Annotated in this window: 18 protein-coding genes and 1 pseudogene; 8 read left to right on the top strand and 11 right to left on the bottom strand. The window is 56.4% G+C overall.

Annotation, left to right across the window (positions count from 1 at the left end):
- Positions 1-76: 76 nt before the first annotated feature.
- Positions 77-502 carry a F0F1 ATP synthase subunit epsilon gene (locus tag RZS32_RS04455; protein ID WP_317055826.1) on the top strand — a complete coding sequence of 142 codons (426 nt, stop codon included), beginning with the start codon at positions 77-79 and terminating at the stop codon, positions 500-502.
- 116 nt (positions 503-618) lie between these two features.
- Positions 619-969, top strand: a complete 351-nt coding sequence (locus RZS32_RS04450) for an H-type lectin domain-containing protein (RefSeq protein WP_317055825.1) — start codon at positions 619-621, stop codon at positions 967-969.
- Between the two features lie 85 nt (positions 970-1,054).
- On the opposite strand, the gene RZS32_RS04445 is transcribed toward RZS32_RS04450, so the two are convergent.
- Positions 1,055-2,071 carry a ribose-phosphate pyrophosphokinase gene (locus RZS32_RS04445; protein ID WP_317055824.1) on the bottom strand — a complete coding sequence of 339 codons (1,017 nt, stop codon included), beginning with the start codon at positions 2,069-2,071 and terminating at the stop codon, positions 1,055-1,057.
- Between the two features lie 117 nt (positions 2,072-2,188).
- On the opposite strand from RZS32_RS04445, the gene RZS32_RS04440 reads away from it, so the two are divergent.
- Positions 2,189-2,788 (top strand): 2-hydroxychromene-2-carboxylate isomerase, encoded by a 600-nt coding sequence (locus RZS32_RS04440; protein WP_317055823.1) that lies wholly within the window; start codon positions 2,189-2,191, stop codon positions 2,786-2,788.
- A gap of 10 nt (positions 2,789-2,798) precedes the next feature.
- Positions 2,799-3,212 (top strand): DUF2177 family protein, encoded by a 414-nt coding sequence (locus RZS32_RS04435; protein WP_317055822.1) that lies wholly within the window; start codon positions 2,799-2,801, stop codon positions 3,210-3,212.
- On the opposite strand, the gene RZS32_RS04430 is transcribed toward RZS32_RS04435, so the two are convergent.
- From RZS32_RS04430 to RZS32_RS04415, 4 genes are read right to left on the bottom strand one after another with little or no spacing between them, the layout of a single operon-like run.
- Entirely contained in the window at positions 3,209-4,255 is a 1,047-nt protein-coding gene (locus RZS32_RS04430; RefSeq protein WP_317055821.1) for a threonine aldolase family protein, read from the bottom strand. The genes RZS32_RS04435 and RZS32_RS04430 overlap by 4 nt on opposite strands.
- On the bottom strand, positions 4,255-4,725 hold the full coding sequence (locus RZS32_RS04425; protein WP_317055820.1) for a YcgN family cysteine cluster protein: 471 nt from the start codon (positions 4,723-4,725) through the stop codon (positions 4,255-4,257). The genes RZS32_RS04430 and RZS32_RS04425 overlap by 1 nt, the downstream gene beginning before the upstream one ends.
- On the bottom strand, positions 4,722-5,648 hold the full coding sequence (locus RZS32_RS04420; RefSeq protein WP_317055819.1) for a bifunctional riboflavin kinase/FAD synthetase: 927 nt from the start codon (positions 5,646-5,648) through the stop codon (positions 4,722-4,724). The genes RZS32_RS04425 and RZS32_RS04420 overlap by 4 nt, the downstream gene beginning before the upstream one ends.
- 38 nt (positions 5,649-5,686) lie before the next feature.
- On the bottom strand, positions 5,687-6,061 hold the full coding sequence (locus RZS32_RS04415) for a winged helix-turn-helix transcriptional regulator (RefSeq protein WP_317055818.1): 375 nt from the start codon (positions 6,059-6,061) through the stop codon (positions 5,687-5,689).
- A gap of 92 nt (positions 6,062-6,153) precedes the next feature.
- On the opposite strand from RZS32_RS04415, the gene RZS32_RS04410 reads away from it, so the two are divergent.
- A complete protein-coding gene (locus tag RZS32_RS04410; protein WP_317055817.1) occupies positions 6,154-6,924 on the top strand; it encodes a nuclear transport factor 2 family protein in 771 nt (256 codons plus the stop codon).
- Between the two features lie 163 nt (positions 6,925-7,087).
- Here the strand turns inward: RZS32_RS04410 and RZS32_RS04405 are convergent, their stop codons facing one another.
- The 5 genes and pseudogenes from RZS32_RS04405 to RZS32_RS04385 form a co-directional block, all read right to left on the bottom strand.
- On the bottom strand, positions 7,088-7,276 hold the full coding sequence (locus RZS32_RS04405; protein ID WP_317055816.1) for a hypothetical protein: 189 nt from the start codon (positions 7,274-7,276) through the stop codon (positions 7,088-7,090).
- 330 nt (positions 7,277-7,606) lie between these two features.
- Positions 7,607-8,050, bottom strand: coding sequence for a MaoC family dehydratase (locus RZS32_RS04400; RefSeq protein ID WP_317055815.1), 444 nt, complete (start codon positions 8,048-8,050; stop codon positions 7,607-7,609).
- Between the two features lie 103 nt (positions 8,051-8,153).
- Positions 8,154-9,027, bottom strand: a pseudogene (locus RZS32_RS04395) (TIGR01459 family HAD-type hydrolase).
- Between the two features lie 133 nt (positions 9,028-9,160).
- Complete coding sequence (locus RZS32_RS04390; protein ID WP_317055813.1) at positions 9,161-9,388, bottom strand: DUF1150 family protein; 228 nt, start codon at positions 9,386-9,388, stop codon at positions 9,161-9,163.
- A gap of 4 nt (positions 9,389-9,392) precedes the next feature.
- Positions 9,393-9,806, bottom strand: coding sequence for an Hsp20 family protein (locus tag RZS32_RS04385; RefSeq protein ID WP_317055812.1), 414 nt, complete (start codon positions 9,804-9,806; stop codon positions 9,393-9,395).
- A 163-nt stretch (positions 9,807-9,969) separates the two neighbouring features.
- Between RZS32_RS04385 and RZS32_RS04380 the strand changes: the two genes are divergently transcribed.
- A complete protein-coding gene (locus RZS32_RS04380; protein ID WP_317055811.1) occupies positions 9,970-10,194 on the top strand; it encodes a YdcH family protein in 225 nt (74 codons plus the stop codon).
- 9 nt (positions 10,195-10,203) lie between these two features.
- On the opposite strand, the gene RZS32_RS04375 is transcribed toward RZS32_RS04380, so the two are convergent.
- On the bottom strand, positions 10,204-11,004 hold the full coding sequence (locus RZS32_RS04375; protein WP_317055810.1) for a class I SAM-dependent methyltransferase: 801 nt from the start codon (positions 11,002-11,004) through the stop codon (positions 10,204-10,206).
- A 77-nt stretch (positions 11,005-11,081) separates the two neighbouring features.
- Here RZS32_RS04375 and purE point away from each other — a divergent pair, with 77 nt between their 5' ends.
- Positions 11,082-11,570 carry a 5-(carboxyamino)imidazole ribonucleotide mutase gene (gene purE / locus RZS32_RS04370; protein ID WP_317055809.1) on the top strand — a complete coding sequence of 163 codons (489 nt, stop codon included), beginning with the start codon at positions 11,082-11,084 and terminating at the stop codon, positions 11,568-11,570.
- Positions 11,563-12,636, top strand: coding sequence for a 5-(carboxyamino)imidazole ribonucleotide synthase (locus RZS32_RS04365; protein WP_317055808.1), 1,074 nt, complete (start codon positions 11,563-11,565; stop codon positions 12,634-12,636). The genes purE and RZS32_RS04365 overlap by 8 nt, the downstream gene beginning before the upstream one ends.
- Positions 12,637-12,661 lie beyond the last annotated feature (25 nt).

Here is a 12,661-nt window from a genome sequence, read left to right as displayed (position 1 = left end):
AAACCCCACCCTACGAATGTTGTCCGGGTGTAGGCTGGGTTTCCAACCCACCTTCCACCCAAAAGGAAGAAAGCAAATGGCTGATACTTTGCAATTCGATCTGGTAAGCCCTGAGCGGCTTCTGGCGTCGGTCGAGGCCACCGAGGTGCAAATCCCCGGTGCCGAAGGCGACATGACCGCCATGCCGGATCACGCGCCGCTGATCACGACATTGCGCCCCGGCATTCTGAAAGTCTCCAGCGCCAAGGGCGATGCCGAGTATGTCGTCACAGGTGGCTTTGCCGAGATCAACGCGAGCTCTATTTCCGTCCTTGCGGAACAAGCGGTTCCACGTGATGAGCTGACGCAGGAAGGCTTCAAGGCCATGGTCGACGCTGCCACGGATCGTCTGGCAAAGACTCAGGAAACCTATGTCAATGAGCCTGGCCCAGTGGATGAGGCAGCGAAGTTGCTTGCTGACATGGTGGCTATGGGGGATGAAATCGGCCTAAGCGCCAACTGATCTTTTACCGGTTTTTTGTTCGAAAAGGGCCCGTTTGCGCGGGTCCTTTTCTTTTTTGTTTCGCAATTTCGCCCCAAAGGCGTATTACGAACATCGCGTTTAGTGTGTGTGATCCAATGAAATACCTTGTGAATCAAACAATTGGCATCGAACAAGGCGATGATGCATTGTTCTCGGATTATGAGGACGGAGGCGATATGTGGACGGGCCAAGGGCCCCGCAAACGTGCCAAATCCGTACGATTCAAAAAGCCATTCAAGGATGTGCCTAGTGTTCAGGTGAGTCTGTCAATGTGGGACATGGACAGCGCCACCAATGCCCGCGCGGACGTAAGCGCCGAGAAAATCACGGAAAAAGGCTTCGATGCCGTGTTTCGAACCTGGGGCGACACCCGCGTCGCTCGCGCACGCATCAGGTGGATGGCTATTGGTCCCGTCGCGCATGAAGACGACTGGGAACTCTATTGAGGATTTTCGCCTCTGGCGGAGGTATTTCTAGCAAAAAGAAAGCGTCACAGGCTTCTTTCTTGTTTCAAATACCCAACCGCGCCGGTCATGTCCCGAACTGCCCTTCATAGATCGGCTCTAGCGTCGGTGTCTCAAAAAGTGAAGAGACAGACGTGCCGTTCCAGATATTGAGGATCGCTTGCGCAAAGACCGGGGCGGTACGAATAATGCGGATGTTCGGTGTGTTTTTGACCGCCTCAGTTGGTGCAATCGTGTCCGTGATCACCATGGACTTCAGAACCGAGTTGGTGATCCGCTCGACCGCAGGTCCCGACAGGACGCCGTGCGTGGTATAGGCATGCACTTCCTTAGCACCGTTGTCCAATAGCACCTGCGCCGCCTTGCACATCGTCCCGGCCGTGTCGCACATGTCATCCACGATCACGCAGATCTTGCCGCTGACATCCCCAATAACAGTCATTTCCGCGACTTCACCGGGCTTTTCGCGGCGTTTGTCTACGATGCTGAGCGGCGCATTGATGCGTTTGGCCAATTCTCGCGCGCGGGCCACACCGCCCACATCGGGAGAGACGATCATCACATCGCTGATCTGTTCGCGGAACTGCGTCACGATATCGAGGGCAAAGACCGGGGAGGCATAGAGGTTGTCCACCGGAATATCGAAGAAACCCTGAATTTGCGCAGCATGCAGATCCATCGTCAGCACCCGCTCAATGCCCGCCTCAACGATCATATTGGCCACCAGCTTGGCCGAAATAGGCGTCCGCGCCTTGGTGCGGCGGTCCTGACGGGCATAGCCGAAATAAGGGATCACCGCCGTGATGCGCCGGGCCGAAGAGCGCCGCAGCGCATCGGCCATGATAAGCAGCTCCATAAGATTGTCATTGGCCGGGTTCGAAGTGGGCTGGATAATAAACATATCCTCGCCGCGCACATTCTCAAAAACTTCGACGAAGATCTCTCCGTCGTTAAACCGCTCCACCCGCGCATCCACGAGTTCCATGGCAACGCCCCGGTGCATTGACATACGCTTGGCGATGCCTTGCGCCAGTGGCATATTGGCATTGCCGGAAATAAGCTTTGGTTCTTGAGAAAGTGGCATGTGCGGACCCCTCCGTTCATCATGCAAAAGCAGCAGACATGACAGAATCATGACGTTGACACCGCTTAACACGGGCTTACCGTCAGGCAAAGCAATGCCTTGGAAGGATCGCCCAAAATGGCCCATATCGATTACTATTTTGCCACGCTCTCGCCCTATGCCTACCTCGCAGGTGACCGGTTGGAGAGATTGGCCGAAAAACACAATGCGACAATCACCTACAAACCGCTCGACATTCTGGCGCTTTTTGCGCGCACCGGAGGGACGCCGCCAAAGGACCGCCATATCAGCCGACAGGAATGGCGTGCCCAGGAACTGCCGCGTCAGGCGCGCAAAGTTGGCATGCCACTTAATCTCAAACCGGCCCATTGGCCGACAAACGCCGCTCCATCTTCCTACGCCATTATTGCGGCGCAGAATGCGGGCGGTGGCGATCTTGGCCTGCTGTGCCGGCTCTTTTTAACAGCAGTTTGGGCCGAAGAGCGCGACATTGCAGAAGACGCTGTGGTGCGGGATTGCCTTGAAAGGGCGGGCTTTGATCCGGCTCTTGCCGATAGCGGTTTGCTCACAGGCGCGGAAACCTATGCGCAGAACCTCGAAGATGCGGTCAAGGCGAATGTTTTCGGCTCGCCTTTTTATGTCATCGACACCGGACAGAACTTTTGGGGCCAGGACCGGCTTGACGACATTGATCTGCACTTGTCGGGCAAGCTTTAGGAGCCATTTTATGACACTGGCCATTCTCTATGGCGCCACATTCATTGTGTTTCTTGGGCTGGATTACTTCGGTCTAAGTTATATCGTGAAGCCTGTTTTTGAAAAAGACGTAGGCCCGGTGCTGCGCGATAGCATATTGATTGGTCCAGCTTTGGTGTTCTACGCCTTTTACATCGCCGTTTTGCTGTGGTTTGTAAGCTGGCCTGCGCTCCAGAACGGGCACTCTTTAATCTGGGTTTTTGGATCGGCTGCGCTTTTGGGGGCGATGGCCTATGGGACCTATGAGTTTACAAATCTGGCAACGATCAAAGGCTGGACCTGGCGCATGGTGATGACCGATCTTGTCTGGGGCACAGTCCTGACCGGAACGGCCGCCACAGTGGGTGTGTTGATTACACGAACCTTAGCGCCGCCGGGTACTTAGCCCTTGGCCAAAGCGATGAACTGATCGATTTGCGCCTCTGTGATTGACCAATCACACACGCACCGCATCAAAAGCGGCTCATCTGGGTGGCCCGTCTCCAGGGGCCCTTCAAACAGGCCATAGATTGCGCCGCCCGCGTGTAGGCGCTGATGCACGGCGCGGGGCAGGCGGGCAAAGATCATGTTGGCTTGCGGCTCGGCGGTGAAGTCGCATCCCTCAACATCGCGCAGACCAGCGACCAAACGCGCCGCGTTTGCATTGGCCTGTGTCGCCGCCTCTCGCCAGGCATTGTTTTCGAGATATCCCAGCATTTGGGCCGCCAGATACCGGTTCTTTGAAAACAAATGTCCCCCGCGCTTGCGCCGCAGTTCCAGTTCCCAGTTCTTTTCGGGATCAAAGATCACCACGGCCTCAACGCCCAGACAGCCGTTCTTGCTGGCCCCAAAGGACACCGCGTCGATGCCAGCCTTGTGGCTCATCTCGGCGGCACTGCAACCCAAGGCTATACATCCATTGGCAAAGCGCGCCCCGTCTAGGTGGACTTTCAGCCCCGCCTCATGGGCCACATCGCTCAGCGCGCGCAGCTCTTCCAGTGTGTAAAGCTGTCCCAGCTCGGTCACTTGGGTCAGTGACACAGGCCCGGCTTGCGAGGCATGCACATCCCCTTTGGGCAAGGCGGCAATCGCGGCCTCCAGATCTGCGGGCGTCATCTTGTCTTTCTCACCCACCAGAGTCAGCCGCGCCCCGCCCGTGTAAAACTCTGGCGCGTGGCACTCATCGATCTGAATATGCGCCAGTGGCGTGCAAAAAATCGTCTGCCAGGGCTGTGTGAAACAGGCCAGTGAAAGAGCATTCGCCGCCGTGCCTGTGGCTACAAATTGCACCGCTGCCTCAGGCGCTTCAAAAACCTCGCGCACTTTGTCGCGCGCGGTTTCGGTAATCTCATCCTCGCCATAGGGAGAGACATGCCCCTCATTGGCGCGCATAAGCGCGTCCATCACTTGTGGCAAGGCCGGTCCGGTATTGTCAGACGCCAATCGCATCAGGTGGGCTCCTCGATCAGATAGTCTTCCCAGTTGTCTTCATCGACATCAAACTCTGCCACTGTCTGGTTCTGCATCGACACGCCAGCGTCATGCACGGATTGCGGTGTGCCAGAGATCAGCGGATGCCAGTCATAAAGCGGCTTTCCATTCCACAATAGCTTGTAGGCGCAGGTCTCGGGCAGCCAGTAGAGATTCCGCTCAATGTTCTTGACCGACAATGTGATGCATTCCGGCACGAACTGATGCCGGATGTCATATTGCCCGCACCGACAGGTCGCATCGTCAAAAAGCCGACACGCCACACGCGTGAGGGCGACATCTCCGCTATCCTCATCCTCAAGTTTGTTGAGACAACATTTGCCACAGCCATCACAGAGCGCTTCCCACTCGGCCCTTGTCATCCGATTGAGCGGCGTCGTCTCCCAATAGCGCGGGCGCAGGCCGGACCGGTCGATGGGGTCGGTCATAGGGCGGTCAGAACCTTACGCGCCTCGGCGCAATCGGCATCCATCTGCGCTATGAAGGCATCCAGCCCATCAAAGGTCTCTTCCGGGCGCAGGTAGTCGACCAAAGCGACCGAAAGCTCGGCGCCGTAGAGGTCACCGGAAAAATCAAAGAGATAGGTTTCGATATTAGGCACGTCACCATTGAACATGGGCCGTACTCCAAGGCTGGCGGCACCTTGATAATATCCCTTGTGAGGGCCATCGAGCACGTCCACCAACACGGCATAGACGCCAAATTTCGGCGGATGAAGCCCCTCAATTGACATGTTCGCGGTCGGATAACCCAGCTTACGTCCGCGTTGCTCTCCGCCCACCACGGGCCCATCAATGCGGTGCCAGTGTCCCAGCATCGCAGCGGCGTCGCGGGGTCGGCCTTCGGTCAGTGCGGTGCGAATGGCTGTTGAAGAGACCTGTCCGTTATCGCCTTCCAGCAAGGCGGCGATGGTCACACCAAAGCCCATCTCTGCCCCGAACCGTTCCAGATCGGATGCATTGCCTGCGCGCCCTTTGCCGAAGCAAAAATCTGCGCCCACCACCACATGGGTCAATCCCAGGCCTTCAGAAATCACATTGCGCGCAAACTCATCCGGCGTAAGTCCTGCCAAAGCAGCGTTGAAATTCAACTCGTAAAGCCGTTCCACCCCCAGCTTTTCCAACCGATTGGCACGCGCCTCGCGGCTCATCAGTCGAAAGGGAGGTGCATCTGGCGCGAAATATTCACGTGGATGCGGCTCAAACGTCATGATCCCAAGTGGCCCACCAGCTTGGCGCGCCAAATCAATGACCGTTTGATGGCCGATATGCACACCATCAAAATTACCAATCGCGACAGACGCGCCACGATCAGCTGGATCAACATAGGTATAGTCACGGATAACGCGCATGAGGCAGGGGTAACGAGATGCGCAGCCCTGTGCAAGCGCTAGGCTTTTGCCGCATCCACCTTGACCCGGCTGGCATCGATTGCATCGAAATGCTCCGCCGCCCAAAACACCAAAGGTTTGAGAATACCCACCAGCGAAAGCCCTTGGGGCGTCAATGCATAGCTCACGGCCAGAGGCGGCCCGGCATGCACAGTTCGCGTCAAATGACCATCGCGCTCCAATGTGCGAAGGTTCTCGGTCAACATGCGTTGCGTGACATCCCCGATCTTGCGCTTCAGCGCGCCAAACCGCAGTTCATCCTCCTCCAACGCCAAAAGAATGAGCATCTGCCACTTGCCGGTCACGCGGGTCAAAACACTGCGCACAGGGCAATGTTCGGCCTCTTCTTTCGTCAAAGCAGTTACCTCAACCATACCTGGTTCCCTTAAAGTGCGTAATTGATACTTGGTATTGTTTTGATACCTATTCGCGCTCATGAACGCAATCTGAGTCGAAAGGAAAACTTATGTCAGCCAGAGAAATCGTCTTGAACGCAATGACCGCCATTTTCACCCAGTTCGATGCCGACGCCGCCGCAGAGCTCCTTGCGCCGGACTACATTCAGCACAACGTTGCTGTTCCGACCGGCGCAGCCCCAATCCTAGGTTTTATTCCGGCCCTGCAAGAAAGCGGTATCACTGTAACTACCCATCGCGTGATCTCAGAAGGTGATTTGGTTGTTCTACATAACACCTACGAAAATGCACAGGCGTTTGGCGCTGAGACCCTCGTGGCCTTCGATGTGTTCCGTGTTGAGGATGGCAAGATCGCAGAGCATTGGGACAACCTGCAGGTACCGGGGGGACCGAATCCTTCTGGCCGCAGCATGGTGGACGGTATCACCAAGATTACTGACCTGGACAAGACTGCGGCGAACAAGGCCATCGTGGAAGCTTTTGTTGCTGACGTTCTGCAAGGTGGTGCGCCAGAGAAGATCACCGACTACATCTCAACCGATAGATATCTGCAGCACAATCCAAACGTTGCCGATGGGCTTGATGGGTTGGGCGCGGCTTTGCAGGCCATGGCAGAAGCAGGCATGGAGATGCGCTACGATGAAACCCATCTGGTTGTCGCCGAAGGCAATTTTGTATTCACCGCGTCAGAAGGTGCAATGGGGGACACGCCAACAGCATTTTTCGATCTTTTCCGGCTTGAGGGCGGTAAAATCGTAGAACATTGGGACACAGTCTCGGAAATCCCGTCCGAGATGCCGCATGACAACGGTAAGTTCTAAAGCGGTTCGCGATAAACCTGAGTCACAGATGATCGCGAACCGCAGCGCGACACCCAATCGTTGCACGCGTTTCGCTTTTCGCTGATGTCTCAGGTTAAACGCGAAACGCTTCAGTGAGATCAAATTCAGTTGCGGCGCAGGGCCTTCCTGCGCCAATCAATCGTCAGGCGTAGCGCACGCTCAGCCCGCTGCGCTCTTCGATGGCCTTGTGAATGGCCTCCCAATGCGCGGCATCCAGCATATGCCCAGCGGCTTTGGCTTCGCGCATTTTGCGCGCGGCTTCGGCCACGGCCCGGCCTCCATGTGTACTCAACAGGGCACGAGCAACTTCAATGGTCTGGACGGTATCCATGATCAATCTCCTCCCTTAAAGCGTTACGCGATCAACCTGGCCCGCAGATGATTGCGAGACGTTCTAGACTGTGCGACGAGCATAGCCAAAAGTATAGACGAGAATGTGACAGCCTGCAGACCGCTTTGCAGGATTCCGCCGAAGCGAAATGATTGTCGAAATCACAATAGGTTAGTGGATTTGCGCACGCAGAATTTCGGTGCTGTATCGCAGCAATTAAAACGTTTCGCGTTTAACCTGAGGCATCAGCAAAAGGCGAAACGCGTTCAGCGATTAAGTGTCTTTCTGCGTTTCGCGACACTCTGCGCGTCAGGTTGATCGCGAAACGCTTTAATCGAACTTGCCGGTGGGAGCCAAAACCGTTGCTTCGCCGACCAAAACTTTCTTGCCGTCCACCAGGCACCGCGTGGCCAGTTGCACACGTCGTTTGGCATAGTCGATGTCGATCACTTCGACCTCGGCTAGGACCATATCTCCGGGTCGCACAGGCGCCAGAAACTTCAAAGTCTGACCCATGTAGACAGTCCCATGCCCCGGAAGCTGTTCGCCAATCACCGCGGAAATCAGACCCGCGGTCAGCATGCCATGCGCAATACGGCCCTCAAAGATCGTATCGCGGGCATAGTCATCGTCCATATGCACCGGGTTAAAGTCGGTCGAGACCTCAGCAAACATCTGGATATCTTCGTCGGTCACAACCTTCTGAAGGCTGCGCACCATGCCCATTTCAATTTCTTCAATTGTGATCGTGCCACGGGGCATGTTGTCCAACATGATATCCTCCAGAAACGGTTATGCGGGTAATAATCGCTACGTCTTTAAGTGTACAGTTGTAACTTTATTACTTTGCAGGCGCAGAAAATCAAGTGTTTTCTGCTTACCGCAACCGTCCAATGGAGAATTTTGGAGAGATGTTTTCTTTTTGCAAATAGGCGTTTAGCGCCTCTGGTTCCGGGTCAATTTTGGTTTTTGTCTCAACCGCGGCCAATCCGCCCGAAATAAAGAGCGAATCGATATCTTCCCCCATGGCTCCGCGAATATCCGTGATCGCTCCATCCCCGATCGCCAATATATGCGCATCATCCACAAGTCGATCAATCTCAGCAAGCCTGCGCCGCGCAAGGTCGTAGATCGGCGGATGCGGCTTACCAAAATAGAGACTCTCACCCCCATTTCGGTGTAGAGCCGCGCCAGAGCGCCCGCGCACCATTCCCGCACCTCACCGCGATCCACGACAATGTCGGGGTTGGCACAAAGAAGCTTGAGCCCTTTTTGCTTGGCATAGAGAAAATCAGCACGGTTCACATCCGGATCGGCCAGCGGATCGAACGGTCCACAGCACACAATCCCTTCGGCCTCTTTGAGATCAACCAGATCAACCCGAACTGGATCTTCAATAAGCTTGATGGGCTGGAAAAATCCCTCATCGCGCGCCCATTCTCCCATGAACCAGACCTTGTGCCCCACGGCCCCCGCGCCATGGCAGAGCGCGCGCTATCGCCAGAAGTCGCAATCGTGTCCCAGCAATCGCGCGGAACGTTGAACTGCCCAAGTTGCGCCTCGACACCTGCACGAGGCTTGGGTGAATTCGTGACCAAAACCACCGTCCCGCCGTCGGCGCGATACGCGCGCAACGCATCCACAGCCTCGGGGAACGCGGTCACACCATTGTGCACGCACCCCCAAAGATCCACAAAAAGCGCTTTGTAAGGGGTAGAAACCTCTGAAAGAGACGAGATGATACGGGTCATGCGCACGAGCCTTTGCAATCAGGAACGCCGCAAGCTATGCCAGCGCAACCCGCACTTGACCAGCCCGGTCAGGCTTCTTTCTTGTTGGAAATACCCCGGGGTGTTTGAGGGGAGACCCCTCAAAAACAACCTTTTAGTGAACCGTCACAGGCTCCAGATCATTTTGACGGGCCAACACAAAGGCCATCGCACGGTCCTTGACCAAGGCAAGGCGCTCCCCTTCGGAACTATGCACAGCGTACAGCGTCTCAAGGTCGCCAACCTGTTCCTGTAGCTCGCGCGGAAGCTCATTCACCTTAACTTCGCGGACATAGACGATGGCCCGGTCTGTCTCGGCTCCGAAATCATATTGCGTATCCATGCTCTTACCCTTTCTTAATATTGATCTTTTGTACCACGGTCTCTGGCTGCGCACGGGTCAGATCCACATGCAGCAGGCCGTTTTCCATGATGGCGTCCCCGACCTCAACGCCATCTGCGAGCACGAAACTGCGCTGAAACTGGCGCGCGGCAATGCCACGGTGAAGAAAGACGCGTCCATCGCTGTCGTCGCGCTGTCGGCCACGAATGACCAACTGACGATCCTCCAGCGTGATCGCTAGGTCAGTCTCGGCAAATCCGGCGACCGCCAGCGAAATGCGATAGGATGTTTGCGAGGTCTGTTCGATATTGAAGGGAGGGTAGCCTTCATTGCCGGATTTCGCGCTGCGTTCCAGCAATTGCTCAAGCTGCTCAAACCCAAGCATATAAGGGTGCGACCCCAGGGTAAGCTTCGTCATGGGCGTGTCCTTATCCAGTAAAGCGACAGTCCGGCTGCGCCAGCCCCATTGCGGCGACTGACCTGAAAAATATGGGGATGACACGTGTAATGTGCAAGAGCTTTGCGAAATGCGTGAAACGGGCTATCCTCAATATCTCGATTTAAAGAGGAATCGGGCACACATGAACGTCTACGACGATCTGTCCATGAAATCAGACGAGGTTTTGCGCGTGGAACTAGCCGAGTTCCAACGCCAGCACCGGGATTTGGACGAAGCCATCAAGGCGCTTGAGGACAAAGGCACGGGTGACAGGTTCACCATCAAACGCCTGAAACAGCAAAAACTCCGCCTCAAGGACCGCATCACCTGGATCGAAGACCGGCTGACACCTGACATCATTGCCTGAACGCGCCGCCTAGGTTTTTCCCGCCACAAGAACATAGCACAACGGCAGCTGCGCCGTGCGGCCTTCGTATTTCTCAAAATCCACTTCGCGATTGCAATGGGCATATTCCGTGAGCTGCGCGATGCGCAGACCCGATGCAATACAGCCGGTGACAATCTCTCCCATCGTATGCGTAAACCAATAACTTTCGGGGCCGGGCGCTCCGGCAGACCCGTCATAGGTGATCGTCTCTGACCAGCTTTGCGGGCGTTTGTTGAAATAGGATCGCACCGGTGTGAACGGGTCGGCCTCATCGGGCTCGTACATATCAAGAATGGGATGCGACTCGTATATCACCAACCTGCCCCCTGTGGTCAGAAGCCCGGCGACAACTTCAAAAAATCGTGGCAAATCCGGCATCCATCCCAACACACCAATTGTAACCAGCGCCACATCAAAGTCGCGGGGCACGTCATCGGGCAAGTCATAAATATTTGCGTTAAGAAACGTGCAGCCTGACCCCGCCAGTGCCGCCAACTCCTGCGCCTGATCCAGGAACGCCTCTGACTGATCAATCCCCAAAACCGCCTGGGCCCCGAACACCGGCAAAGACAAAAGCTCGCGCCCATTGTTGCAGCCAACCTGCACGGCACGCGCCCCCATGATATCCATCTCGGTGAGGACCTGCGTGAGCGTGTCGTCAAGCACCGAAAAGTCCGGAGCGGCAATACTGGCGATCATCTCCTGCCACTCTTTGGTGTGCCGATGCGCCTCTGCCGAGGCGTTCCACGCGTCTTTGTTGGCTTGCGTATAGGTCTCAAGCTCTTCCATGCACGTGGCTCCAATTCATCTTGTCTGACTTTACGGCATCGCTATAGTGCCGCACTCCGAAGCAGCGGGAAAGCGAAATGGCAGAGATCAACGTCGGCATCATCATGGGCAGTCAATCCGACTGGGCCACTATGAAACATGCTGCTGATATCCTTGATGAATTGGGCGTGGCCTATGAGACCAAGATTGTCTCGGCGCATCGTACGCCAGACCGGCTTTGGGACTATGGGAAATCCGCCGTGGAGCGAGGTCTCAAAGTGATCATCGCCGGGGCAGGCGGGGCTGCGCATTTGCCGGGGATGATGGCCTCAAAGACGCGGGTTCCTGTGATAGGCGTGCCCGTACAAACCAAGGCACTCTCGGGTGTCGATAGTCTTTATTCCATTGTGCAGATGCCCAAGGGCTTCCCCGTGGCCACCATGGCCATTGGTGAGGCGGGTGCGGCCAATGCAGGCCTGATGGCGGCGGGTATTCTGGCCACCAGCGATGCGGCGCTTGCCAAACGTCTCGATGACTGGCGCGCGGCCCTCTCTGCCTCGATCCCAGAGGACCCTCAAGATGACTGAGCCGCTCCCCCAAGGTGCGGTTATTGGCATTCTGGGCGGCGGCCAACTGGGCCGCATGCTCTCGGTCGCGGCCTCCCGTCTGGGGTTCAAGACCTGCATTTATGAGCCCGGTGGCGATTGCCCGGCAAGCCATGTGTCGAACTATCACTTTCAGAAGCCCTACGAAGACGAGGACGCCCTGCGCCAGTTTGCCGAGGCGGTAGATGTCATCACCTATGAGTTTGAGAACATCCCTACATCCGCCCTGGATGTGCTGGATGGCCTCAAACCCATCCGCCCTGGCCGCGAGGCTCTGCGCGTGAGTCAGGATCGCCTGACCGAAAAGGATTTTCTCACCAATCTGGGCCTCAAAACCGCGCCCTACGCAGATATCCCCGACGCCGCCAGCCTGAAGGCCGCACTGGACACGATCGGTGCGCCTGCCATCCTGAAAACCCGCCGCTTTGGATATGACGGCAAGGGGCAGGCGCGGATCATGCAGACCTCGGATGCCGACGCCGCTCTCAGCGACATGTCCGGCGCGCCCGCAATCCTCGAAGGTTTTGTCGATTTCAGCCACGAAGTCTCGGTCATCGGCGCGCGCGGTGTGGACGGGCAGGTCGCCTGTTTCGACCCCGGTGAAAACGTCCACCAAGGCGGCATCCTGCGCACCACGACCCTGCCTGCCAACCTGAGTGCGGCCCAGCGCACCGACGCGGTCCTGCTCACCGGTCAAATCCTCAACGCGCTCGACTATGTCGGCGTCATGGGCGTGGAGCTTTTCGTCACGCCTCAGGGCCTCATCGTCAATGAGATCGCCCCGCGCGTGCATAATTCCGGCCACTGGACCCAACAGGGGTGCAGCGTGGACCAGTTCGAACAACATATAAGGGCGGTGGCAGGCTGGCCGTTGGGCGATGGCAGCCGCTACGCTGATGTGGTGATGGAGAACCTCATTGGGGACGACATGGACAGGGTGCCAGAACTGGCACAGGATCCCAACGTGTCCGTGCACCTTTATGGCAAGGCCGAGGTCAAGGCAGGCCGCAAGATGGGACATGTGAATAGGGTTGTTCGCCGGGATTGATTCAAAATCTTCAAAAAACTTTGGC

The sequence above is a fragment of the Roseovarius sp. W115 genome (genome assembly GCF_032842945.2).
Classification (GTDB): Bacteria; Pseudomonadota; Alphaproteobacteria; order Rhodobacterales; family Rhodobacteraceae; genus Roseovarius; species Roseovarius rhodophyticola.
The sequence above is the reverse complement of the archived record's forward strand: the minus strand, read 5'-3'. Positions and strand labels throughout refer to the sequence as shown.

Excerpts from the sequence above, each read along its gene's own strand:
- RZS32_RS04405 (WP_317055816.1), bottom strand. The coding sequence starts at position 7,276 with ATGGATACCGTCCAGACCATTGAAGTTGCTCGTGCCCTGTTGAGTACA.
- RZS32_RS04375 (WP_317055810.1), bottom strand. The coding sequence starts at position 11,004 with ATGGAAGAGCTTGAGACCTATACGCAAGCCAACAAAGACGCGTGGAAC.
- RZS32_RS04400 (WP_317055815.1), bottom strand. The coding sequence starts at position 8,050 with ATGTTGGACAACATGCCCCGTGGCACGATCACAATTGAAGAAATTGAA.
- RZS32_RS04420 (WP_317055819.1), bottom strand. The coding sequence starts at position 5,648 with ATGCGCGTTATCCGTGACTATACCTATGTTGATCCAGCTGATCGTGGC.
- RZS32_RS04365 (WP_317055808.1), top strand. The coding sequence starts at position 11,563 with ATGACTGAGCCGCTCCCCCAAGGTGCGGTTATTGGCATTCTGGGCGGC.
- RZS32_RS04410 (WP_317055817.1), top strand. The coding sequence starts at position 6,154 with ATGTCAGCCAGAGAAATCGTCTTGAACGCAATGACCGCCATTTTCACC.
- purE (WP_317055809.1), top strand. The coding sequence starts at position 11,082 with ATGGCAGAGATCAACGTCGGCATCATCATGGGCAGTCAATCCGACTGG.
- RZS32_RS04415 (WP_317055818.1), bottom strand. The coding sequence starts at position 6,061 with ATGGTTGAGGTAACTGCTTTGACGAAAGAAGAGGCCGAACATTGCCCT.
- RZS32_RS04455 (WP_317055826.1), top strand. The coding sequence starts at position 77 with ATGGCTGATACTTTGCAATTCGATCTGGTAAGCCCTGAGCGGCTTCTG.
- RZS32_RS04450 (WP_317055825.1), top strand. The coding sequence starts at position 619 with ATGAAATACCTTGTGAATCAAACAATTGGCATCGAACAAGGCGATGAT.
- RZS32_RS04390 (WP_317055813.1), bottom strand. The coding sequence starts at position 9,388 with ATGGATACGCAATATGATTTCGGAGCCGAGACAGACCGGGCCATCGTC.
- RZS32_RS04430 (WP_317055821.1), bottom strand. The coding sequence starts at position 4,255 with ATGCGATTGGCGTCTGACAATACCGGACCGGCCTTGCCACAAGTGATG.
- RZS32_RS04380 (WP_317055811.1), top strand. The coding sequence starts at position 9,970 with ATGAACGTCTACGACGATCTGTCCATGAAATCAGACGAGGTTTTGCGC.
- RZS32_RS04425 (WP_317055820.1), bottom strand. The coding sequence starts at position 4,725 with ATGACCGACCCCATCGACCGGTCCGGCCTGCGCCCGCGCTATTGGGAG.
- RZS32_RS04440 (WP_317055823.1), top strand. The coding sequence starts at position 2,189 with ATGGCCCATATCGATTACTATTTTGCCACGCTCTCGCCCTATGCCTAC.
- RZS32_RS04435 (WP_317055822.1), top strand. The coding sequence starts at position 2,799 with ATGACACTGGCCATTCTCTATGGCGCCACATTCATTGTGTTTCTTGGG.
- RZS32_RS04385 (WP_317055812.1), bottom strand. The coding sequence starts at position 9,806 with ATGACGAAGCTTACCCTGGGGTCGCACCCTTATATGCTTGGGTTTGAG.
- RZS32_RS04445 (WP_317055824.1), bottom strand. The coding sequence starts at position 2,071 with ATGCCACTTTCTCAAGAACCAAAGCTTATTTCCGGCAATGCCAATATG.